Source organism: Cypionkella sp. (assembly GCF_030652235.1).
Classification (GTDB): Bacteria; Pseudomonadota; Alphaproteobacteria; order Rhodobacterales; family Rhodobacteraceae; genus Cypionkella.
This window is the reverse complement of sequence record NZ_JAUSBA010000023.1, coordinates 23,850-46,009: the sequence shown is the minus strand read 5'-3', so window position 1 is coordinate 46,009 and position 22,160 is coordinate 23,850. Positions and strand designations below refer to the sequence as shown.

25 protein-coding genes are annotated in these 22,160 nt (G+C 61.7%); 23 read left to right on the top strand and 2 right to left on the bottom strand.

Annotated features, from left to right (window positions below; genetic code table 11):
• Positions 1-5: 5 nt before the first annotated feature.
• Positions 6-653 carry a TetR/AcrR family transcriptional regulator gene (locus tag Q7V03_RS06595; RefSeq protein WP_304924809.1) on the bottom strand — a complete coding sequence of 216 codons (648 nt, stop codon included), beginning with the start codon at positions 651-653 and terminating at the stop codon, positions 6-8.
• Between the two features lie 162 nt (positions 654-815).
• Here Q7V03_RS06595 and fabF point away from each other — a divergent pair, with 162 nt between their 5' ends.
• The 23 genes from fabF (at position 816) to cysE (ending at position 20,797) form a co-directional block, all read left to right on the top strand.
• Positions 816-2,078 carry a beta-ketoacyl-ACP synthase II gene (gene fabF, locus Q7V03_RS06590; RefSeq protein WP_304924808.1) on the top strand — a complete coding sequence of 421 codons (1,263 nt, stop codon included), beginning with the start codon at positions 816-818 and terminating at the stop codon, positions 2,076-2,078.
• Positions 2,078-3,253: an endolytic transglycosylase MltG gene (gene mltG / locus Q7V03_RS06585; RefSeq protein WP_304924807.1), complete on the top strand. Its 1,176-nt coding sequence runs from the start codon at positions 2,078-2,080 to the stop codon at positions 3,251-3,253. Before fabF ends, mltG begins: the two co-directional genes overlap by 1 nt.
• A gap of 459 nt (positions 3,254-3,712) precedes the next feature.
• Positions 3,713-4,585 (top strand): M91 family zinc metallopeptidase, encoded by an 873-nt coding sequence (locus Q7V03_RS06575; protein WP_370651081.1) that lies wholly within the window; start codon positions 3,713-3,715, stop codon positions 4,583-4,585.
• Between the two features lie 63 nt (positions 4,586-4,648).
• Positions 4,649-5,203: a hypothetical protein gene (locus Q7V03_RS06570; protein WP_304924806.1), complete on the top strand. Its 555-nt coding sequence runs from the start codon at positions 4,649-4,651 to the stop codon at positions 5,201-5,203.
• A 424-nt stretch (positions 5,204-5,627) separates the two neighbouring features.
• Positions 5,628-5,951, top strand: coding sequence for a hypothetical protein (locus Q7V03_RS06565; protein ID WP_304924805.1), 324 nt, complete (start codon positions 5,628-5,630; stop codon positions 5,949-5,951).
• Positions 5,902-7,245, top strand: a complete 1,344-nt coding sequence (locus tag Q7V03_RS06560; protein ID WP_304924804.1) for a DNA-packaging protein — start codon at positions 5,902-5,904, stop codon at positions 7,243-7,245. The genes Q7V03_RS06565 and Q7V03_RS06560 overlap by 50 nt, the downstream gene beginning before the upstream one ends.
• Positions 7,246-7,375: 130 nt before the next feature.
• A complete protein-coding gene (locus Q7V03_RS06555) occupies positions 7,376-8,548 on the top strand; it encodes a phage portal protein (RefSeq protein ID WP_304924803.1) in 1,173 nt (390 codons plus the stop codon).
• Positions 8,545-8,793: a hypothetical protein gene (locus tag Q7V03_RS06550; RefSeq protein WP_304924802.1), complete on the top strand. Its 249-nt coding sequence runs from the start codon at positions 8,545-8,547 to the stop codon at positions 8,791-8,793. Before Q7V03_RS06555 ends, Q7V03_RS06550 begins: the two co-directional genes overlap by 4 nt.
• 11 nt (positions 8,794-8,804) lie before the next feature.
• A complete protein-coding gene (locus Q7V03_RS06545) occupies positions 8,805-9,368 on the top strand; it encodes an HK97 family phage prohead protease (RefSeq protein ID WP_304924830.1) in 564 nt (187 codons plus the stop codon).
• A gap of 43 nt (positions 9,369-9,411) precedes the next feature.
• Positions 9,412-10,635, top strand: coding sequence for a phage major capsid protein (locus tag Q7V03_RS06540; RefSeq protein WP_370651080.1), 1,224 nt, complete (start codon positions 9,412-9,414; stop codon positions 10,633-10,635).
• 157 nt (positions 10,636-10,792) lie between these two features.
• On the top strand, positions 10,793-11,392 hold the full coding sequence (locus Q7V03_RS06535) for a hypothetical protein (protein ID WP_304924801.1): 600 nt from the start codon (positions 10,793-10,795) through the stop codon (positions 11,390-11,392).
• Positions 11,389-11,727, top strand: a complete 339-nt coding sequence (locus Q7V03_RS06530; RefSeq protein ID WP_304924800.1) for a head-tail adaptor protein — start codon at positions 11,389-11,391, stop codon at positions 11,725-11,727. The genes Q7V03_RS06535 and Q7V03_RS06530 overlap by 4 nt, the downstream gene beginning before the upstream one ends.
• Complete coding sequence (locus Q7V03_RS06525; protein ID WP_304924799.1) at positions 11,724-12,122, top strand: DUF3168 domain-containing protein; 399 nt, start codon at positions 11,724-11,726, stop codon at positions 12,120-12,122. Before Q7V03_RS06530 ends, Q7V03_RS06525 begins: the two co-directional genes overlap by 4 nt.
• Before the next feature lie 36 nt (positions 12,123-12,158).
• On the top strand, positions 12,159-12,572 hold the full coding sequence (locus Q7V03_RS06520) for a phage major tail protein, TP901-1 family (RefSeq protein ID WP_304924798.1): 414 nt from the start codon (positions 12,159-12,161) through the stop codon (positions 12,570-12,572).
• Entirely contained in the window at positions 12,572-12,892 is a 321-nt protein-coding gene (locus Q7V03_RS06515) for a gene transfer agent family protein (protein ID WP_304924797.1), read from the top strand. Before Q7V03_RS06520 ends, Q7V03_RS06515 begins: the two co-directional genes overlap by 1 nt.
• Positions 12,889-13,143, top strand: coding sequence for a rcc01693 family protein (locus tag Q7V03_RS06510; protein WP_304924796.1), 255 nt, complete (start codon positions 12,889-12,891; stop codon positions 13,141-13,143). Before Q7V03_RS06515 ends, Q7V03_RS06510 begins: the two co-directional genes overlap by 4 nt.
• Positions 13,100-13,750 (top strand): phage tail tape measure protein, encoded by a 651-nt coding sequence (locus Q7V03_RS06505; RefSeq protein WP_304924795.1) that lies wholly within the window; start codon positions 13,100-13,102, stop codon positions 13,748-13,750. The genes Q7V03_RS06510 and Q7V03_RS06505 overlap by 44 nt, the downstream gene beginning before the upstream one ends.
• A gap of 9 nt (positions 13,751-13,759) precedes the next feature.
• Entirely contained in the window at positions 13,760-14,392 is a 633-nt protein-coding gene (locus tag Q7V03_RS06500; protein WP_304924794.1) for a DUF2460 domain-containing protein, read from the top strand.
• A complete protein-coding gene (locus Q7V03_RS06495) occupies positions 14,389-15,276 on the top strand; it encodes a DUF2163 domain-containing protein (protein WP_304924793.1) in 888 nt (295 codons plus the stop codon). The genes Q7V03_RS06500 and Q7V03_RS06495 overlap by 4 nt, the downstream gene beginning before the upstream one ends.
• Positions 15,273-15,710 carry an NlpC/P60 family protein gene (locus Q7V03_RS06490; protein ID WP_304924792.1) on the top strand — a complete coding sequence of 146 codons (438 nt, stop codon included), beginning with the start codon at positions 15,273-15,275 and terminating at the stop codon, positions 15,708-15,710. Before Q7V03_RS06495 ends, Q7V03_RS06490 begins: the two co-directional genes overlap by 4 nt.
• Positions 15,711-15,712: 2 nt before the next feature.
• Positions 15,713-19,609, top strand: a complete 3,897-nt coding sequence (locus Q7V03_RS06485) for a glycoside hydrolase TIM-barrel-like domain-containing protein (RefSeq protein ID WP_304924791.1) — start codon at positions 15,713-15,715, stop codon at positions 19,607-19,609.
• Position 19,610: 1 nt separating this feature from the next.
• Positions 19,611-19,895, top strand: coding sequence for a hypothetical protein (locus Q7V03_RS06480; RefSeq protein WP_304924790.1), 285 nt, complete (start codon positions 19,611-19,613; stop codon positions 19,893-19,895).
• Between the two features lie 92 nt (positions 19,896-19,987).
• Complete coding sequence (gene cysE / locus Q7V03_RS06475; protein ID WP_304924789.1) at positions 19,988-20,797, top strand: serine O-acetyltransferase; 810 nt, start codon at positions 19,988-19,990, stop codon at positions 20,795-20,797.
• A 66-nt stretch (positions 20,798-20,863) separates the two neighbouring features.
• Here cysE and Q7V03_RS06470 read toward each other — a convergent pair whose 3' ends face one another.
• On the bottom strand, positions 20,864-22,156 hold the full coding sequence (locus Q7V03_RS06470; protein WP_304924788.1) for a pyruvate dehydrogenase complex dihydrolipoamide acetyltransferase: 1,293 nt from the start codon (positions 22,154-22,156) through the stop codon (positions 20,864-20,866).
• Between the last annotated feature and the right edge of the window lie 4 nt (positions 22,157-22,160).

Sequence of the window (22,160 nt, the reverse complement as noted above, 5' to 3'; positions counted from 1 at the left end):
ATGGGTCAGCCTTTCGCGCCGCTGGCGGCAACTTCATCAAGTGTTTGATCAATGATACGCAGGATCAGCGCGTTAAGATCATTGCGCAGGGTCTCGTCTTTCTGCGGCATCATCGCCGAAGATTTCACCAACAGCACGATCAAGGCCGCATGGGCCGCAAACCGCGCGCGGGATTGCTCTAGGCTCAGACCCGTGGCTGCGGCAAAAGCCTGCATCAAATAGTCAGCGATCGTGGTTTCCATATGGCCGCAGGCGATGCCAATCTCGGGCTTGCGCAGCGCGGTTGCGGTGATTTCGGCCCACAGCGCGCCATCATGGTTGCATTGGTGCTCGACCAGTTTCACGCGCACCTGTTGCCGCATCGCTGCAATCGGGTCATCCGAGGCGAAAACCGGTTCGAAGTCTCGGGCCATTTCCTCAAGATCAAGCGCAATCAACGCCTGTACGATGGCAGCTTTCGACGGGAAGTAGCGGTAGAAATTGCCAACACTCATCCCTGCCGCGCGGGCAAGGTCTTGCATCGAGGCGCCGTCAAAGCCTTTTTCGGCAAAAGCCTGCCGGGCTGCGGCCAAAATCTCGGCCACGCGTGCATCGGCAGGTGTTTCGGTGGTTTGCAGCATCAGGGCATCGCATCTAATGGAATGAACGTTCATTCATTATCATTGCTGCAACTGCACGGTCAAGCGACTTTCCGCTGGCGTGGTCAAATTGTGCGGTGGCGGCGTGTTGCTGCCCGATTGCCACCGGGGTGCGGCTTAAGTTGCGCGCAGGCTTTGGGCCGTGTATCAGGCGGAAAACCATTGCGAGGGATATAGATGCGTCGGGTTGTTATTACGGGTCTGGGAATGGTCACGCCGCTGGCTTGCGGTGTCGAGGAAACATGGAGCCGACTGCTCGCTGGTCAATCCGGGGCAGGGCCGATCACCCGCTTTGATCCCTCGGGTGTGGTGACGCAATACGCCTGCGAGATCCCCTATGGCGACGGCACCGATGGCACCTTCAACCCCGATCACTGGATGGAGCCGAAAGACCGCCGCAAGGTCGATGATTTCATCCTCTACGGCATGACCGCCGCCGTGCAAGCCGTGCGCGACAGTGGTTGGGAACCTGCCACCGATGAAGACCGCGAGCGCACCGGTGTGATGATCGGTTCCGGCATCGGGGGTCTGACATCGATCGCCGAAACCGCCGTCTTGATCAAAGAAAAAGGCGCCCGCCGCGTCTCGCCGTTCTTCATTCCCGGCAGCCTGATCAACCTGATCTCTGGCCAAGTCTCGATCCGTTTCGGCTTCAAAGGCCCGAACCACGCGGTTGTCACCGCCTGTTCGACCGGAGCCCACGCCATCGGCGACGCCGCGCGTCTGATCCAATGGGGCGACGCCGATGTGATGCTGGCAGGCGGTGCCGAAGCGCCGATTTCCGAGATCGGCATCGCCGGTTTCAACGCCTGCAAGGCGCTCTCGACCAAACGCGCTGACGATCCAACCAAAGCCAGCCGCCCCTATGACGCCGACCGCGACGGCTTTGTGATGGGCGAAGGCGCGGGTGTAGTGGTGCTGGAAGAATACGAACACGCCAAAGCCCGCGGTGCCAAAATCTACGCCGAAGTCCTTGGCTACGGTATGTCCGGCGACGCCCACCACATCACCGCGCCGTCGGAAGATGGCGAAGGCGGCTTCCGCAGCATGAAAATGGCCCTGAAACGCGCCAACCTGGAACCCTCGGCCATCGACTACATCAACGCCCACGGCACCTCGACCATGGCCGACACCATCGAACTTGGTGCGGTCGAACGCATGATGGGCGATGCCGCCAGCAAAGCCACAATGTCCTCCACCAAATCCTCCATCGGCCACCTTCTGGGCGCTGCGGGCGCGGTAGAGGCGATCTTCTGTGTGCTGGCCATCCGCGATCAAATCGCCCCGCCCACCATCAACCTCGACACCCCGGCAATCGCCTCAAAACTTGACCTCGCCCCGAACAAAGCCGTCAAGCGCGAGATCAACGTGGCACTCTCGAACTCCTTCGGCTTTGGCGGCACCAACGCCAGCTTGGTCATTGGCAAGGTCGTCCACTGATGTGGCGCTCTGTCGCCTCCAACGCGCTGACGTTGTTCATCGTGGTGTTGATCCTCGCCTTCGGGCTGATCGCTTGGGGGCGACAAGCCTTCACCGGGCCGGGTCCGCTGACCCAAGCCATCTGCTTCAAGGTCGATAAGGGCGCGAGCCTTGCGCAAGTCAGCCGGGGGCTGGAGGCCGAAGGCGCCGTCAGCGACGCCCGCATCTTCCGCATCGGCGCCGACTATGCGCAAGCTGCGAACGATCTGAAATTCGGCAGCTATCTGCTGCAACCCCAATCCTCGATGGGCGATGTGCTGACCGCCCTGACCGCAGGCGGCCAATCCACCTGTGGCCGTGAAGTCAACTTCCGCATCTCGGTCGCCACCGCCGAAGTCATCCTGCGCGAGCTTGACCCCGCCACCAACCGCTATGTCGAAGTCGCGAAATTCGACCCCGCCAAGGATGCCGCCCCCACCGCTTATCTGGATGCCGCACAGGCCCCCGACATCCGCTGGCGCATCACGCTGGCCGAGGGCGTGACCGCGTGGCAGGTCGTCGATGCGCTGAAACGTGCCGATTTCCTTGAGGGCACCATCGACAAACTGCCCGCCGAAGGCACGCTCTCGCCCGACAGCTACGAGGTCGAAAAGGGCTTTGACCGCGCCACACTGGTTGCCGATATGGAAGCCCGCCAAGCCACAACTCTGGCCGAGTTGTGGGCCACCCGCGCCGAAGGCCTGCCCTATAAAACCCCGGAAGAAGCCTTGGTGATGGCTTCGATTGTCGAGAAAGAAACCGGCATCCCTACAGAGCGTAAACAGGTGGCTTCCGTGTTCATCAACCGTCTGGCCAAGGGCATGAAGCTGCAAACCGACCCGACGGTGATCTATGGCGTCACCAAAGGTGAGGGCGTGTTGGGCCGTGGCCTGCGCCAATCCGAGCTGAAACGTAGCACCCCTTGGAACACCTATGTCATCGACGGCCTGCCGCCGACCCCGATCGCCAATCCGGGCCGCCTGAGCATCGAGGCCGCCCTGAACCCCGACACCACACCCTATCTTTACTTCGTCGCCGACGGCTCCGGCGGCCACGCCTTCGCCGAGACCCTCGCCCAGCACAACGAAAACGTCACCAAATGGCGCGCGATTGAGGCCGCCAAGGGCGAAGAAGCGGCGGTTGGGGTGCAGGAGTAGCCACCCTTCTTGCTACCGAACCGAAAGAAAACTCTGCGGGGCAGAGTTTTCCGGTTCATTGCTCATAAGGCTGCAAGCCGTTGAGCAAGGGGCGTTGTGCCAGAACCCAACGCATCAGAAATCGGGGCGCGCCTGACTGGGCTGGTGCGGTATCGCGCCTACCGGGGGCAGGCAGGCAAGTACCGATTTGTTTGAGAACCAATCGGGCAAGTGGAAGAGTAAAAAGAAAGGTGGTGTAACTCGCGCTTGGGAGAGAACAAGGAAGAGCGAGAAATAGCGCCAAATCCCTCCAAACCTTAAAAATCCCTTAACATCACCACCCCATCCCCTTGATATAAAACACATAAAAAAGGTCCCGAGTTGGGACCGGCCCCGGAACCCCTCGCACCCCCAGCGATTTCTTGACACATCGCGGGCAGCGGCCTAGCCTTCCTTCATTGTATTCTCAAAGGCTTTGCCATGGTCGGATTTCCCGCAGCCCGCGTGACGGACATGCACACCTGCCCGATGTGTCTGGGGGCGCCGTTGCCGATCATCCCGCCCGCGATGGTGACGGTGCTGGTGGGCGGACTGCCCGCAGCGCGGATGACCGACCTCTGCGCCTGCCTCATCCCCGCCTTGGTGCCGATCCCCTCGCTCGACCCAATCGCCTTCGGCTCGCCCACCGTTCTGATCGGCAGCCTGCCCGTAGCACGGCAGTTCGACCCGACGATGAAGGGCGGCGCGATCATCCTCGGCCTGCCCACCGTCCTGATCGGCATCGTGGCGACGCCTGCTCCGGGGGAACCCGGCGCGCTGAACATCTGGGAAGAGGTGTTGGCGGATGGTACCACTGTCACCCATGTCGGCCCCAACATCACCATCGTCGGCACCAAAGCCTACCGCGATGCCGTGGTGCTGGATTTAAAGCGGCTGGACAGCACGCCCACCGGGCATGACCTGCTGAACAGCCTGAACGCGCCGGGCAAGGGTCCGGTGAAGATCGTGGCCAGCACCGGCGGCAACAGCGTCAACGGCACCGGACCGGGAGCGAATTTGAAGCCTGACGGCACGCCGGGGACGGGCTCGGGCAGCACACTGAACTATAACCCGGATAAGACCCAGATCGGCGATGGCACGAAACCCTATATGACGCGACCGCCGGCGGTGGGGCTGGGGCATGAGTTGGTGCATTGCGAGCAGGCGCAGAACGGGACTTGGAGCGGCAATAAGACCGGCGGGGTGGAGAATGACGAGCTGGCGGCGGTGGGGCTGCCGCCCTATCAGAACAATCCACATACCGAGAACAAGATCAGGTCAGAACTGGGGCAACCGCCCCGGACGGCATATTAGATGCGAAGTTTGGCCCTGATCTTTGGGCTGATGACAATGAGTGCCGCGGCACAGGAGCAGGTGATGGGTGTGCTGAAGGATGGCGATATCAGTGTTGGGGTGGTCTGGGAGGCGGCGGACTCAGGCGTGGTCGGGCGCTATAAAGTGCGAAATGCCGGTGCGGCTGAGGTTTATGTGTTTGATCGGCTTTATCGGACTGCGGTGACCGGGTTCCGCACGGTGGACCCGGATTATGCCTGGCATTGGCTGGAGGGCGATGGGGTGTTCCGGGTGGCAAAGTTTGTGCCACAAGTGCCCAGCGGCACGAAGGTGGAAAGCCCCGAGGTCGCCTATGCGCGGGTTTTGACTGCGGGCGGGGTGCTGGAGGGTCGGGTGCTGCTGGCGGGGCGGTTGGATCAGGATTTGCCTTATGGAGCGGCGCCGCCGTTGGCTGCGGTGGACAAGATCACATCCATCGTGTTTTCGGTAGGCTATGCCGAGGTGGACCCACAGGTTGATGCCAACGAAATCAAGGCCGGGGATGAGGCTGTGCTGTCGCTGCCCTACGGCTGGCTGATCGGGCAGCAGAGGATTGTGAGTGCGGAGCCTCAGGCTTTGGCGGTGCCGATGCAGAGGTAGTGTGGCCTGGGGCTAAGAGCCGCCGGCGGGAATATTTCAGAAAGAGCGAGTTGAGTGTTCTGGGAAGGCAGAGTGCTTTCCCAGCTGGGAGCGACTTGTGATTTCAGGGCAACTTGGTGGCATCTTACACAATATGTTGTGGGTTGGCCGCGCATTGATCGGGCGTGACGTGTTTGATGGCGCGATTTATGCCGCTTTGGGCACCGATACTGACCGATCTGCGCGATGTCAAAAGTTAACGAATGGTAAAGCGAAAGTTCTGTAACTATATGATAATAAATGGTTTAACTTGACTTTGCGCCCGCTCTGATCTATAGATTTGGATATGCTGGATGAGGTGTCTGAACGGCCAAGGGGGCAACCCTTTGCGCCGTTTTTTCATTTTACACGTGCGGGGACGGCATGAGAGGCGGGCAAAACGGGCATGACACTAAATTTCTCCCTCGGAGAACAGCCGTCAAGCGATCTGCTGGCGGATGCAGAGCAATATTATGAATCCACGGTCTCGGACCTGCTGCGCACGATCAATGCGCTGAAGGCGGGCGAGTTTGAAGCCTCTAAAGCGATGCCGCAGACGGTGCGCGATTTGCGGCTGGCGTTGGATTTGGTCCATAGTGAAAGGGGACGCGTTGAAAAACTTCGCAAACAAGTTGCCGGGGCTGTCGGAACCGGCACGCTCGATTTACACGCCGCACGCGATGAGATCGGCCGCCGATTGGCTTGCCTCCGCGACGCAAGCGCAGGTTGACGATTTCCTTGACGGCCTGAGCGAGAACGCGCTGCTGGCGCTGCCTTGGATGTTCGAATTCTGGTCACTGCCGCATCAGTTGCCGCCTGCGGGGGCGTGGAAAACCTGGGTGATCATGGGCGGGCGCGGGGCGGGGAAGACCCGCGCCGGGTCAGAATGGGTGCGATCGGAAGTGGAGGGGGCAGGGCCGATGGATGCGGGGCGTTCGCGGCGCGTGGCGCTGGTGGGCGAGACGGTAGATCAGGTGATAGCGGTGATGATTGAGGGCGAGAGCGGGATTTTGGCCTGCTCGCCACCGGATCGGCGGCCGGAATGGCAGGCGACCAAGAAGCAGTTGGTTTGGCCGAATGGTGCGCTTGCGCAGGTGTTTTCGGCGCATGAGCCGGACAGTCTGCGCGGACCGCAGTTTGATGCGGCTTGGGTGGATGAATTGGCGAAATGGCCAAAGGCGGAACAGGCTTGGGATCAGTTGCAGTTTGGGCTGCGGCTGGGGGAAAACCCGCGACAGGTGGTGACGACGACGCCGCAGAATGTGGGCGTGCTGAAGGACATTCTGAAAAACCCCTCAACCGTGATGACCCATGCGCCGACCGAGGCGAACCGGGCCTATCTGGCAGCCTCGTTCTTGCAGGAGGTGCGGACGCGCTATGCGGGGACCACCAAAGGCGCGCAGGAGTTGGATGGGCTGTTGATCGAGGATGCCGAGGGGGCGCTGTGGACGACCGCGATGCTGGAGGCGGGGCGGATTTCTGAGCCGCCGCGTTTGCAGCGCATTGTGGTGGCGGTGGACCCGCCAGTGACCGGGCATGGCAAGTCGGATGAATGTGGCATTGTCGTGGTGGGGGCTATCACCGAGGGGCCGACGCAGAATTGGCGGGCGGTGGTTTTGGCGGATTGCTCGGTCAAGGGGGCTTCGCCTGACCAGTGGGCAAGGGCCGCGATTGCGGCGATGGATCGGTTTGGCGCGGATCGCTTGGTGGCCGAGGTCAATCAGGGCGGCGATCTGGTCGAGGGGGTGATCCGGCAGATCGACCCGCTGGTGCCGTATCGGGCGGTGCGGGCGAGCAAGGGCAAGATGGCGCGGGCGGAGCCTGTGTCGGCTTTATACGAGCAGGGCCGGGTGTCGCATGTGCGCGGGCTGGCGGCTTTGGAGGCGCAGATGTTGCAGATGACGCGGCATGGCTATGTCGGGAAGGGCTCGCCCGACCGGGTGGATGCGCTGGTTTGGGCGCTGACGGATTTGATCGTGGAGCCAGCGGAGACGTATCGGCGGCCTCAGGTGCGCGGGATTTAGGCGTTGCGTGCGGCGCGGAGGAGCGCGCGGTGGCTTGGGGTTGCTTAAACCTTTCCGTTTTAGAACTGCCTTCAGACAAGCGCGGCCTAGACGTGACGGGTTGAGGTCGGGAAGATAGGAGCTTTGACGCATGGTGTTCGATTTTCTAAAGCGCGCGCCCCCCGTGGTGGAAAACAAGGCCTCGGTCACCGGGCGGGTGGTGGCTTGGGGCGGCTCGGGTCGGGTGGCGTGGAGCCCGCGGGATTTGGTGTCGCTGGCGAAGACCGGATTTCAGGGCAATCCGATGGGCTTTCGCGCCGTTAAGCTGATCTCGGAAGCGGCGAGCGCCATGCCGTTGGTGTTGCAAGATGAAACCCGTCGTTATGACAGCCATCCGGTGCTGGATCTGATCCGGCGCCCGAATGGTGCGCAGGGGCGGGCGGAGTTTTTGGAGGCGGTTTATGGCCATCTGCTGCTGTCTGGGAACGCCTATATCGAGGCAGTGCCGGGGGCGGACGTGGTTCCCGGTGAGCTGCATGTGTTGCGCTCGGATCGGATGTCACTGGTGCCCGGCGCGGATGGCTGGCCGGTGGCTTATGATTATTCGGTGGGCGGGCGGACGCACCGCTTTGCGATGACGCCAGAGGTGCAGCCGATTTGCCATATCAAGACGTTTCATCCGTCGGATGACCATTATGGGTTCAGTCCGTTGCAGGCGGCGGCTGTGGCGATTGATGTGCATACTTCGGCGAGTGCGTGGTCAAAGGCGCTGCTGGATAATGCGGCCCGGCCTTCGGGGGCGATTGTTTACAAGGGTGCGGATGGGCAGGCGCAACTGTCTAACGATCAGTATGATCGGTTGGTCAGCGAGATGGAGCTGCATCATCAGGGTGCACGCAATGCGGGGCGGCCGATGTTGCTGGAGGGCGGTTTGGATTGGAAGCCGATGGGGTTCTCGCCTTCGGATATGGAGTTCCAGCAGACCAAGGAAGCGGCGGGGCGCGAGATTGCCACGGCGTTTGGCGTGCCGCCGATGCTGATGGGGATACCGGGGGATGCGACCTATTCCAACTATCAGGAAGCCAACCGGGCGTTTTACAGGCTGACCGTGCTGCCCTTGGTGGCGCGGGTGACGGCGGGGATTTCGCATTGGCTGTCTACCTTTACAGGCGAATTGGTGGAGCTGCGGCCTGACCTGGATCAGATTCCGGCGCTGGCGGTGGAGCGGGATCAGCTTTGGGCACGTGTGGGGACTGCGGCTTTCCTGACCGAAGTTGAAAAGCGCATCTTGCTGGGCCTGCCGCGCATTCAGGAGGGCGAATGACGCCGCCGCGCAAACCGTCTGACGGCTCGCGTTATCTTTACGACAGTTTCGATGCCGCAGCCGCGCGGATCGAGGCGAATGAGCGCGTGGCCGAAGAGCGTTGGGCGGCGCTGGATTATCGGCTGGGCCAGATTGATGCGGTGCTGGAGCGGCTGGAGAAGCGGATTTGGGTCGGCGTTTATGGAGTAGCAGCGTTTCTGTTGGCCCAGATGGCCGAGGCGGTGATGCAGGCGGCGAGCAGATGAAAGGTAACGCGATGAATTGGAAAATGCAGGGCGCGCCGGAGTGCAAGTTTCAGCAGCCCGAAGCGCGGCTGGTGGTGACAGATGGCAGCCGGGTGGAGGGTTACGCCAGCCTGTTTGGCAAACGCGATCAGGGCGGCGATGTGGTGCAAAAGGGGGCATATGCCGCCAGCCTATCGCGGCTGACCACGCAGGGTCGTGCGGTGAAAATGCTGTGGCAGCACGACCCGACGCAGCCGATTGGGGTCTGGGACGAGGTGCGCGAGGATGCCGTTGGCCTGTGGGTCAAGGGCCGCATCCTGCCGGAAGTGGACAAGGGCCGCGAGGCGGTGGCCCTGCTGGCGGCGGGGGCGATTGACGGCTTGTCGATTGGCTACCGCACCGTCAGAGCCGAACGCGATGGCAAAGGGCAGCGCCTTTTGTCCGAGCTGGAGCTTTGGGAAGTGTCGCTTGTGACCTTTCCGATGCTTCCCGAGGCACGGGTTTCGGCAAAGGGCGAAAACCCTGACGGCGATACCTGGCGCAGCATGGTGCAGCTTTTCGACGAAGCACGCCAATCCCTAAGCGCGCGCATTTAGCGGCTTTTCAACAACTTCTGCGACCAAACACGGGGAAACCGAGATGACCGAGACGAAGGCTCGGGCCAGAGGGGCTATGCCCGCTGCCCAGACTGCGATGGCCCAAGACGTGGCCACTTATCCGGGTGCGGACGTGAAAACCGCTATGGCTGGATTTTTGAATGCCTTCAATGGCTTTCAGGTCAATGTGAAACAAACACTTCAACAACAGGACGAAAGATTGACCATGCTGGATCGCAAACAGATGACCTACGCCCGCCCCGCTTTGTCGGCCTCTGCCGAGATGGACGTGCCGCATAAGAAGGCGTTTGGCGCCTATCTGCGTTCGGGCGATGATGACGGATTGCGCGGCCTTGTGCTGGAAGGCAAGGCGATGTCTTCGGCGGTGGCCGCTGATGGCGGCTATCTGGTGGACCCGCAAACGGCGGATTCTATCCGCTCGATGCTGGTGTCGACCTCTAGCCTGCGGGCGATTGCCAATGTGGTGCAGATTGATGCGACCTCGTTTGACGTGTTGATTGACCGTTCGGAAGTCGGTTCGGGTTGGGCCACGGAAGCGGCGGCAACTTCGGAAACCGCGACGCCGACCATTGAGCGGATTTCGATCAAGCTGCATGAACTGTCGGCGATGCCGAAGGCCAGCCAGCGCTTGCTGGATGATAGTGCGTTTGACGTTGAGGGTTGGCTGGCGGGCAAAATCGCCACGCGGTTTATCCGGGCCGAGGCTTCGGCCTTTATCAACGGCACCGGCGTCGATCAGCCGAAGGGGATTTTGCTGCCGACCAAGGTGGCGAATGCGTCCTGGGCCTGGGGCAATCTGGGCTACATCCCGACCGGAGCTGCGGCGGATTTTGCCACGACCAACGCGGTCGATTGCATCATCAGTCTGGTTTATGCGCTGACGGCGGATTACCGCGCCAATGCGAGTTTCATCATGAATTCGAAAACCGCCGGAGCTGTGCGCAAGATGAAGGATGCCGATGGTCGCTTTATGTGGTCGGACGGTCTGGCGGCTGCCGATCCGTCGCGGCTGATGGGTTATCCGGTGCTGATCTGCGAGGATATGCCGGATATTGCCGCCAACGCCTATGCGATAGCGTTTGGCGATTTCAAATCGGCGTACACGATTGCCGAACGTCCCGATCTGCGGATTCTGCGCGACCCGTTCTCGGCCAAACCCAACGTGCTGTTTTATGCCAGCAAGCGTGTCGGCGGCGATGTCACGGATTTTGCGGCGATCAAACTGCTGAAGATCGCGGTGTCCTGACGCCGCTATGACTGCCCGGCTTCCGATGGGGGCCGGGCAATGGACGCGCGCCGATGGGCCGCGCCGTCTGGCTGTTCCCCTCCGTTCGTGCGGTGCGGGGTGCGCGTCCATAGCCGCGCGGGGCGTGGGTTGGGGCATTTGGGAAGGGATTAGGGCGATGATGTTGACGGAAATCACCAGTGTTGCGGCGGGTTCGTTGCCAGTGCAGGCGCTGAAGGATCATCTGCGGTTGGGGTCGGGATTTGCCGATGATGGGATGCAGGATGGGTTGATCGAGGGCTATCTGCGCGCCGCGATGGCGATGATTGAGGGGCGGATCGGTAAGGTACTTTTGGCGCGGCGGTTTAAGTTGGCGCTGGAAGATTGGCGGGCGCGGGGCGAGCAGGCTTTGCCGGTGGCTCCGGTCAGCGCGCTGATTTCGGTGACGTTGGTGGATGTGGATGCGGTCGGCACGGTGGTCAGTGCGGATCGCTACCGCTTGGTGCAGGACATGCATCGCCCAAAGTTGATCGCGGCCGGGGTGTTGTTGCCGAATGTGCCGACGGATGGGCGGGTTGAGCTGGTGTTTGACGCAGGGTTTGGGGCGGCTTGGGCGCAGGTTCCGGTTGATCTGGCGCAGGCGGTGCTGCTGCTGGCGTCGGAGTTTTACGAGAACCGACATGATCTGGGGCAACGCGTGGCGGGTCTGCCGCTGGTGGTGCAGGCGTTGATTGAACGCTGGCGCACGGTGCGGGTTTTGGGCGGGGGGGCGGCATGAACGGGGTGCGGCTGTCGCGCAAGCTGGTGCTGGAAGCGCCGCAGAATGTCGCCGACGGCGCGGGCGGGTTTGCGCGAGCTTGGGCGGTTTTGGGGACATTGTGGGGTGAGGTTTCGCCGGGGGCGGGGCGTGAGATGGCGGGGGTCGAGGTGGTTTTGGCCTCAGTGCCCTACAAGATTACCGTGCGGGGGGCGGCTGTTGGGGCTGTGCGGCGGCCAAAGCCAGAGCATCGGCTGCGCGATGGCGCGCGCGTGTTCACCATTCTGGCGGTGACCGAGCATGATCAGGACGCACGCTATCTGACCTGTTTCGCGCGAGAGGAGGTTCCGACATGAGCTATCAGGCTGCGGCAGCGTTGCAGTCGGCGATATATGCGCGGTTGACGGGGTTTGCGGGGTTAGGCGACGTCAGCATCGTTGATGCAATGCCTGCGGGGACGGTGCCCGGAACGTTTGTGCTGATCGGGCCAGAACAGGTTTTGGATCAATCTGACACATCAGGCGGCGGGGCCGAGCATCGCTTTGAGATTGCGGTGATTAGTGACGCCAGCGGGTTTTTGACTGCGAAACAGGTGGCGGGGGCGGTGTCGGCTGCGCTGGTGGGGGCCGCGTTGACGCTGACCACGGGGCGGTTGGTGTCGATCAGCTTCCTGCGGGCAGCGGCGCGGCGGTTGGAGGCGGGCGATACGCGGCGGATTGACATGACGTTCCGGGCGCGGATCGAGCTTTGACATTTTGGCCTTTCGGGGCGGCAATAGGAGTCGGGTATGGCAGTGCAGAACGGCAAAGACCTGCTGATCAAGGTCGATATGGTGGGCGACGGCACCTTTGTGACGGTGGCGGGCTTGCGGGCGACGCGGATCAGTTTCAACGCGGAAACCGTTGATGTGACGTCTTTGGAAAGCGTGGGCGGCTGGCGCGAATTGCTGGCTGGCGCGGGGGTGAAGACGGCCTCGATCTCGGGGTCCGGCGTGTTCCGCGATGCGACCACCGATGCGCGGGCAAGGCAGATTTTCTTTGATGCCGAGATGCCGCGGTTTCAGGTGGTAATCCCCAGTTTTGGCGTGGTCGAAGGGCCGTTCCAGATCACCGCGATTGAATATGCCGGCAGTCACAACGGTGAGGCGACCTACGAGATGACGCTTGCCTCGGCCGGGGCTTTGACCTTTACGGCGCTGTGATGGCGAACGCTTTTGCGGGCGAAGTGGCGATTGTGCTGGATGGCGTGGCGCATGTGGCCAAGCTTACTTTGGGCGCTTTGGCCGAGTTGGAGGGCGCGTTGCAGGCCGGATCGCTGATTGAGATGGTTGAGCGGTTCGAGTCTGGCAAAGTCTCCACCCGTGACGTGCTGGCGCTGATCGTGGCGGGGCTGCGCGGCGGCGGTTGGCAGGGCACGGCTGAACATCTGCGCACGGTGGAAATTGGCGGTGGCCCGGTCGAGGCGGCTCGGGCTGCGGCGGAGTTGTTGGCGCGGGCGTTTGCTTTGCCGGGCGAGGCATGAAGATCGCGCCGACGAATGGGATGGATTGGCCAGGGCTGATGCGGGCCGGGATGGGCGCGTTGCGGCTGACCCCGGCCCAGTTCTGGGTGCTGTCGCCGATCGAGTTGAGGATCATGCTGGGGGCGGAGGCTGCTTTGCCGCCCCTGACGCGGGCGCGGCTGGAAGAATTGGCCGCCGCCTATCCGGATTTCACAAAAGGGGCGGGCGATGGCGACGGTAGAGGAGTTGCAAGACCAGATAGCGGCGCTTGAAGCCACGCTGTCAGGCACCACGGGCATGGTCGGCACGTTTGAGGGCGAGTTGTCGCGCATGCGAGAAACCATGATGTTCACCGGGCGTGAGGTGAATGTGCTGTCGAGCGGCATCGGCGGCGGGTTGCGACGCGCCTTTGACGGGTTGGTGTTTGACGGGGCCAAGCTGTCGGACGCACTGAAAACGGTGGCGAAATCTTTGGCCGATACGGTTTACGGCATCGCGATGAAGCCGGTGCAGAACGCTTTGGGCGGGGCGATAGCCTCGGGTCTGAGCGGATTGTTGGGTGGGATGATGCCGTTTGAAACGGGTAGCAGTTTCGCCCAAGGCCGGGTGATGCCGTTTGCCAAGGGCGGGGTGGTGTCGCAGGCGACGCCGTTTGCGATGCGCTTCGGGCAAGGGCTGATGGGCGAGGCCGGGCCAGAGGCGATCATGCCGCTGGCGAGGGGTGCCGATGGGCGGCTGGGGGTGCAGACCTTGGGCGCGCGTGCGGTGACGGTGGTGATGAACATCACCACGCCCGATGTGCAGGGCTTTCAACGCAGTCAGGCCCAAATTGCCGCGCAGGCGCAGCGGATGCTGTCGCGCGGCCAACGCAATCGGTGAGGGTAGAATATGGCTTTTCACGACATCAGATTTCCAGCGAGTGTCAGTTTCGGCTCGCAAGGCGGGCCAGAGCGGTTGACTGAGATTGTCACGCTTGCGAACGGCTTTGAGGAGCGTAACACGCCATGGGAGCATTCTCGGCGGCGGTATGATGCGGGGTTTGGATTGCGCAGTTTCGACGATGTGGACGCGCTTTTGGCGTTCTTTGAGGCCCGCCGCGCAAGGTTGCATGCATTTCGTTGGAAGGACTGGTCGGATTATAAATCCTGTGGTGCCAATGCGGTGATTGCTGAAACCGATCAGCAGATCGGGATAGGTGATGGTGTGACGCTGACGTTTGCGCTGAAAAAGACCTATCGTTCGGGGACGGCCAGTTATGTGCGGCCCATCGCCAAACCCGTGGCGGGCACGGTGATTGTGGCGATTGCCAATGATCCGAAGGTGGAGGGGCTGGAGTTCAGCGTTGATGCAACCACGGGGATCGTCAGCTTTGCCACCCCGCCCGATATCGGCGCATTGATCACGGCGGGCTATGAGTTTGACGTACCGGCGCGGTTTGATGCCGATGTGATCAAGACCTCGGTTGCCTCGTTTCGGGCCGGTGATGTGCCAAATGTGCCGATTGTCGAGGTGCGGGTATGAGCGCGCGGCAAGAGTTGCTGGATCATTTGGGGCAGGGCGTCACGACCGTGTGCCGGGCTTGGCTGGTCACGCGCCGCGATGGTGTGCAGTTTGGCTTCACCGATCACGATCTTGATCTGGGCTTTGAGGGGCATGTGTTCAAAGCCAGCTCCGGTATGACCGCGCGCACCTTGCAGCAGACCACAGGGCTGTCGGTGGATAACTCGGAAACCGTGGGGGGGCTGTCGGATGCTGCGGTCGACGAGGCTGATCTGATTGCGGGGCGGTTTGATGGTGCAGAGGTGCGGGCTTGGCTGGTGAATTGGGCAGATCCGGCCCAGCGCATCGAACAGTTTCGCGGCAATCTGGGCGAGATTTCCCGCGTAGGCGGTGCTTTCAAGGCCGAATTGCGCGGGCTGACGGATCGTTTGAACCAACCACAGGGGCGGATTTTTCAGCGCAGTTGCACTGCGGTTTTGGGCGACGCGCGCTGTAGGGTCGATCTGATTGCGCCGGGAAATTTTGCCGAGACAAGCGTAGCGGGCCTTGATGCGTTAAATCGTTGCCTGTTTGAGGGAATCTCGGCCTTTGCAGACCGCTGGTTTGAACGTGGGCGTTTTGTCGTCACTTCGGGGGCTGCTGCCGGGCTGGTGGGGGTGATCAAGTTTGATCGGCTAAGCGGCACCCAGCGCGTCGTTGATCTGTGGTACGACCTTGGCGCGCAGATCGCGATTGGCGATCAGGTGCGGCTTGAGGTGGGCTGTGACCGAATGTCTACCACCTGCCGCACGAAATTCGATAACTTTGCCAATTTTCGCGGCTTCCCGCATATTCCGGGCGAGGATTGGCTGGCGTCTTACCCGGTCAACAGCCGCACCAATGACGGCGGGAGCCTAGGGCGATGACGCCTGCGCTGATCGTCGAGACCGCGCGCGCATGGATCGGCACCCCCTATCTGCATCAGGCCAGCGTCAAGGCCGCAGGGGCCGATTGCCTTGGCCTGATCCGGGGTGTCTGGCGGGAAGTGATCAGCGCAGAACCTGAAAGCATCCCGGCCTATTCGCAGGATTGGTCGGAACCCTCGGGCTGCGAAGACCTGTTGGTTGCGGCTCAGCGCTGGCTGATCGAGAAGAACCGCGCCGATGAGGCGCCGGGCGATGTTCTGTTGTTTCGCATGCGATCTGGTGCTGTCGCCAAACACTTGGGCATTGCGGGTCTGGTTGGCTCCAGCGCCAGCTTCATCCACGCCTACACCAGCCACGGCGTGGTGGAAACGCCGTTAAGCGATCCGTGGCGGCGCAAGATCGCCGCGCGATTTGAATTTCCCTTAGGAGCCTGAACATGGCCACGATCCTTCTCTCTGCCGTTGGTGCATCCTTGGGTGCAGGTTTTGGCGGTACCGTGCTCGGCCTGTCGGGTGCGGTGATCGGGCGCGCCATTGGGGCCACGGTGGGGCGGGTGATCGACCAGAAATTGCTGGGCGCGGGCTCGGAAGCTGTCGATGTCGGCAGGGTTGATCGCTTTCGGGTGATGGGGGCGAGCGAGGGTGCGGCCATTCCGCGTATCTGGGGCAGGGTGCGGGTGTCGGGTCAAGTGATCTGGGCCAGCCGGTTTCAAGAAAATGTCGTGCATTCTGGTGGCGGCAAGGGCACACCGAAACCCTCGAGCAACAGTTTCAGTTATTCGGTCAGTCTGGCGGTGGCCCTATGTGAAGGCGAGATCACTCGGGTCGGGCGGATGTGGGCGGATGGCAATGAAATCCAACCCGAAAGCCTGAACCTGCGCGTTTACAAGGGCGATGAGGCGCAACTGCCTGATCCCAAAATTGAGGCGGTTGAAGGCGCGGGCAAAGCCCCCAGTTATCGCGGCACGGCCTATGTGGTGATCGAGACCCTCGATCTGGGGAAATTCGGCAATCGTGTGCCGCAATTCTCTTTCGAAGTGGTGCGGGCCGCGCAAAGCCCTGCTGCCGACGCGCATCCGGGCTTGTCCAAGATCATCCCCGGTGTCTGCCTGATCCCCGGCACCGGGGAATATGCCTTGGCGACCACGCCTGTGCATTATTCCTATGGTCCAGGCAGCAACCGTTCGGCCAACGTCAATTCTGCCACGGGCAAGACCGATTTTTCCGCATCGCTTGAGCAGTTGACCGAGGAACTTCCCAACGCAAACGGCGTCTCCTTGGTGGTGTCGTGGTTTGGCAATGACCTGCGCTGCGGGTCTTGCCTTGTGCAGCCGAAGGTCGAACAGAAGCAATACGATGGCCAGCCAATGCCGTGGAAGGTCTCTGGCCTGACGCGGGCGGCCGCTCTGGAACTGCCAAAGCTGGAGGGCACCACGGTCTACGGCGGCACCCCTGCGGATCAATCGGTGGTCGAGGCAATCAAAGCCCTGACCGCAGCGGACAAGGCGATCACCTTCTATCCGTTCATCCTGATGGATCAACTGCCCGGCAATACTCTGCCCGATCCGTGGAGCACCGCGACCTCGCAGCCGGTTCTGCCGTGGCGGGGGCGCATCACTGTAAACCACGCGCCGGGGCAATCCGGCACCACAGACCGTACTGCCGCAGCTGCCGCCGAGGTGGCGGCCTTCTTCGGCACCGTCGCCCCCGCAGATTTCGCCATCGCAGGTGAGAGCGTCAGCTATTCTGGCCCAAGCGAATGGTCCTATCGCCGCTTCATCCTGCACTACGCCAACCTGTGCAAAGCCGCAGGCGGGGTTGCCGCGTTCTGCATCGGCACCGAGTTGCGCAGCCTGACCCAAATTCGCGGCGCGGCCGACAGCTTCCCCACCGTCGCAGCGCTGCGCCAGCTCGCCGCCGAGGTAAAAGCCATCCTCGGCCCCATCACCCAGATCACCTATGCTGCGGATTGGTCCGAGTATTTTGGCTACCACACCGAGGATAACCTGTATTTCCACCTTGATCCACTTTGGGCCGACCCTGCCATCGACTTCATCGGCATCGACAATTACACGCCGCTTTCGGATTGGCGCGACGGCGACAGCCACCTCGATGCCCATTGGGGCGACATCCACAATACCGATTACCTGCGCGCCAACATCGCGGGCGGCGAAGGCTTTGAGTGGTATTACGCAACCCCCACCGATCAGGCCGCCCAAATGCGCACCCCGATCACCGATGGCGCTTATGGCGAGCCTTGGGTTTACCGCCACAAAGATCTGCGCGCCTGGTGGTCGAGTTCGCACCATCAGCGCCTCGCAGGGCTGCGTGCTGCCACACCAACCGCTTGGATTGCAGGCTCAAAGCCCATCCGCTTCACCGAATACGGCTGCGCGGCTGTGGACAAAGCCACCAACCAGCCCAATGTGTTTCTAGACCCGAAATCGTCGGAGTCCGCGCTGCCGAAATATTCCAACGGGTTGCGCGATGATCTGCTGCAACTGTCCTATTACCACGCCATGCACAGTTATTGGACCGATCCGCAGAACAACCCCGAAGCCTTGCTTTACAGCGGCCAAATGGTCGATTTCGCCAATTCTTTGGCTTGGGCATGGGATGCGCGGCCGTTCCCGACCTTCCCCGGCAACAAGAGCCTGTGGTCAGATGCATCGAACTACGACAAAGGCCATTGGTTGAACGGGCGCGCCTCAAACGAGCCGCTTGCCGCCGTGATCGCCGATATTTGTGATCTTACGGGAATGCAGGACGTTGACCTAAGCCAAGCCCGCGGCATCGTGCGCGGCTATGCGGTCACCGATGTCGCTTCGGCCCGCGCCGCCCTGCAACCGCTGATCCTCGCCTTTCCAACCGACGTGATCGAGCGCGAAGGCAATTTACGTTTTCAATCGCGCACCGCGCTGAACCCGCAAACCTTGGCGCCGGAAACCCTCGCCATCTCGACCGAGATCGACGGCAGCATTGAGCGCACCCGCAGCGCCGATATTGAAACCCCCGAACACATTCGCCTGACCTTCAACGAGGCGGAAACAGATTTCGCCGTCTCCACCGTTTCTGCCTCATTCCCCGACCGCACAGGCGATGTGGTTTCACAATCCGAACTTCCCCTAACCCTGACCGCCGCCGAGGCCACAGCGATTGCCGAACGTTGGATGGCCGAAACCCGCGTCTCGCGCGACACGGCCCGCTTTGCCTTACCGAAATCCCAGCTTGCCATCGGCGTCGGTGACACTGTCAGCATCGCGGGCGAGTTGTACCGCATCGACCGCGCCGAGTTGTCCGAGTTGCAAACCATCGAGGCCGTCCGCGTTGATCCCAACGTCTACGAGCCCGCCGAAATCTCTGTGCCTGCACGTGGTTGGGTGCCGTTCCAAGCCACCGTTCCGGTCTACCCGCTGTTCCTTGATCTGCCGCTGCTGAAAGGCATCGAGGTCGAATATGCCCCGCATGTCTGCGTCGCAGCCTCGCCTTGGCCCGGTGATGTGGCGGTGTGGAGCGCCATTTCAGACGACAGCTACAGTCTGAACACCACGCTCACTCAACCCGCGATCATCGGCACCACTGAAACGGAACTGACCGCCGCCGAACCCGGCCTCTGGGATCGCGGTGCGACCTTGCGCGTGCGCGTCGAATCCGGTGCACTATCGTCGGTCAGCGAACTTTCCGTCCTTTCCGGTGCAAACGTTGCCGCCATCGGCGACGGCAGCCCGGAAAACTGGGAGGTGTTTCAATTCGCCAGTGCTACCCTCGTGGCACCCAAAACCTACGACATTTCGCTGCGTCTGCGCGGCCAAGCGGGCACCGACGGGGTGATGCCCGCCTTGTGGCCCATCGGCAGCACTTTCGTTCTGCTCAACGACGCCGTCCAACAAATCAACCTACCCCTCTCGGCCCGAGGCTTGCCGCGCTTCTACCGCTTCGGCCCCGCCGATCAGGGTTACGACAGCAGCGCAACCGTCTTGCTGATCGAAAGCTTTGACGGCGCAGGCCTGCGGCCCTATCCGGTCTCGCACCTCTCCGCCACCAAACAAACCAGTGGCGATCTCGACATCACTTGGCAGCGCCGCACCCGCATCGACGGTGACACTTGGCAATCGCTGGAAGTGCCCTTGGGCGAAGACACCGAGCTTTACAGCATCAAAATCACTCACGGCCCCGTCACCTTGCGCGAAACCACCACCTCTGCGCCCGGCTTCAGCTACACCACAGCGATGCAAACCGCTGACGCAGTCAGCGGCGCAATCACCATCGCCATAGCCCAAGTCTCGCAACGCTACGGCAACGGGCCGTTCGAAACCATCACCGCGGTACTTTAACTTGCGCCGTTGCCTTCCCGGCGATCTGTTCGAGGCCGCAGGCCTGCTTGCGGTCTCCACCGATCCCGCCGCCCTGATCACCCGACTGCTTGATCAGGCTGATGCCGCGCACCGCTACGCCAAACGCTTCGGGCGCGCGCATCCCACGTGGGGCAACGGCAGCCTGATGGCCCGCGCGCTTGCCGAACCGGGCCCGCGCCACTCAATCCCGCATTCCGTCCGCTTCTTGTCCGCGCTTGCCCTCGTCGCCAGCCAGCTTGCCAGCCGCAAGCGCAGCGTCTCCTGAAACACGACGACCAAGCGAAATAGTAAAATCCCCCTTGGCCCTGTTGCAAACCAACCCCATATGCTAATCTCTCTGCCAGCAGGAGATATATCATGGCCGAAACCAGTGCTAAAATCAGCCCTCTGGATCCCGTTTGGCGCCGCGTGCGCGAGGAAGCCTTCGACATGGTCCGGGCCGAACCTCTGCTCGGCGGACTGATCCATTCCAGCCTGTTGCACCATCCCAGCCTTGAGCGCGCGCTTGCGTATCGTTTTTCCCTGAAGCTCGCTTCGGGGGAAATGTCCGAGCAAATCTTGCGCGAAATCGCGGACGAAGCCTATTCCTCCGACTCCGAAATCGGCCAATCCGCCCGCGCCGATGTGACGGCGGTGTTTGATCGTGACCCGGCCTGCCTGCGGTTCATTCAGCCGATCCTGTTCTTCAAGGGCTATCAAGCGATCCAAGCCTACCGCATCGGCCATTGGCTGTGGACGAATGGCCGCAAGGATATGGCCTATTTCGTGCAGATGCGCGTCTCGGAAGTCTTTGGCGTCGACATTCACCCCAATGCCCGCATTGGCAAAGGCATCATGATCGACCACGCCCATTCGATCGTGATTGGTGAAACCGCCGTGGTCGGCGACAATGTTTCGATGCTGCATTCCGTCACCTTGGGCGGCACCGGCAAAGAAGACGGCGACCGCCATCCTAAAATCGGCGACGGCGTGATGATCGGGGCAGGGGCAAAGGTTCTGGGCAATATCCACGTTGGTCACTGCTCGCGCATCGCCGCAGGCTCCGTCGTGCTGCATGACGTGCCGCATAACACCACAGTTGCAGGCGTGCCCGCCCGCGTGATCGGCGAAGCAGGCTGCGCGCATCCTTCCGTCACCATGGATCAGTTGATCAACGGCGAACTCTAAGCCCTTCATCCACCCATGAAAAAGCCCGCCGAGATCACTCTCGGCGGGCTTTTTCTATTTCAGACCCTACGCCAGCATCGCCAGCGGGTTCTCCAGATTGTCCTTGATCGCGTTCACCAACAACGCGCCCAAAGCCCCGTCGATCACCCGGTGATCCACAGACAATGTCACCGACATCACCGTACCCACAACCACAGCGCCGTTCTTGACGATCGCCTTGGCAACCCCAGCCCCCACCGCCAAAATCGCAGCATGCGGCGGGTTGATGATCGCATCGAAGTTATCAATGCCGAACATCCCGAGGTTCGAGATCGCAAAGCTGCCGCCCTGATACTCTGCCGGGGCCAATTTCCGATCCCGCGCGCGTTTTGCCAGATCTTTCATCTCGGCGGACAGTGCCGACAAAGATTTCGACTCGGCATCACGCAGCACCGGCGTAAACAGCCCGCCCTCAATCGCCACAGCCACGGCAACGTCAGACTTCTTGAACTGCAACACCCGGTCCCCAGCCCAAACCGCATTCGCCGCTGGCACCTGTTGCAGTGCCAAAGCGCAAGCCTTGATCACAAAGTCATTCACCGAAAGCTTGACGCCGCGGGCTTCCAGTTTGGCATTCAACTCGGCCCGGAACGCCATCAGCGCATCCAGCTCAATGTCGCGCCGCAGATAGAAATGCGGCACGGTTTGTTTGGCTTCGGTCAGACGCGCTGCAATCGTTTTGCGCATCCCGTCCAGCTTCACTTCGGTAAACGGCCGATCGGCGTAGGTTTTCAACACGGTCTCAGTTGATGGCCCAGCTGCCATTGCTGGAGCAGAGGCCACCTTCACCTCGGCCACAGGAGCCGCCGCAACCGCCACAACCGACGCCGCAGCACCCGTCTCGGCCGCCTCAACATCCGCCCGCACAATCCGCCCATGCGGTCCAGAACCTTGAACCAAGGCCAGATCAAGTCCCTTCTCCGCCGCAATCCGCCGCGCCAAAGGCGAAGCAAACACCCGAGCGCCCGCCGCTTTCGCAGCCGCAACTGGCGCAGCCGCCGGAGCCGCGGCAACAGCCGCCACCGGAACCGCTGCGGCTACAGCAGCCTTGGCAGCGGGTGCTGCATCAGCGCTTTCGCCCTCCTCCAGCAACACCGCAATCGCGGTGTTAACTTTAACCCCAGATGTCCCTTCAGCCACCAGAATCCGGCCAATCGTGCCTTCATCCACCGCCTCAAATTCCATCGTCGCCTTATCCGTCTCAATCTCGGCCAAAATCTGGCCGGATTTCACCACATCGCCCTCTTTCACCAGCCACTTCGCCAGTGTGCCTTCCTCCATCGTCGGAGAAAGCGCGGGCATCAGAATCTCTATCGCCATCATC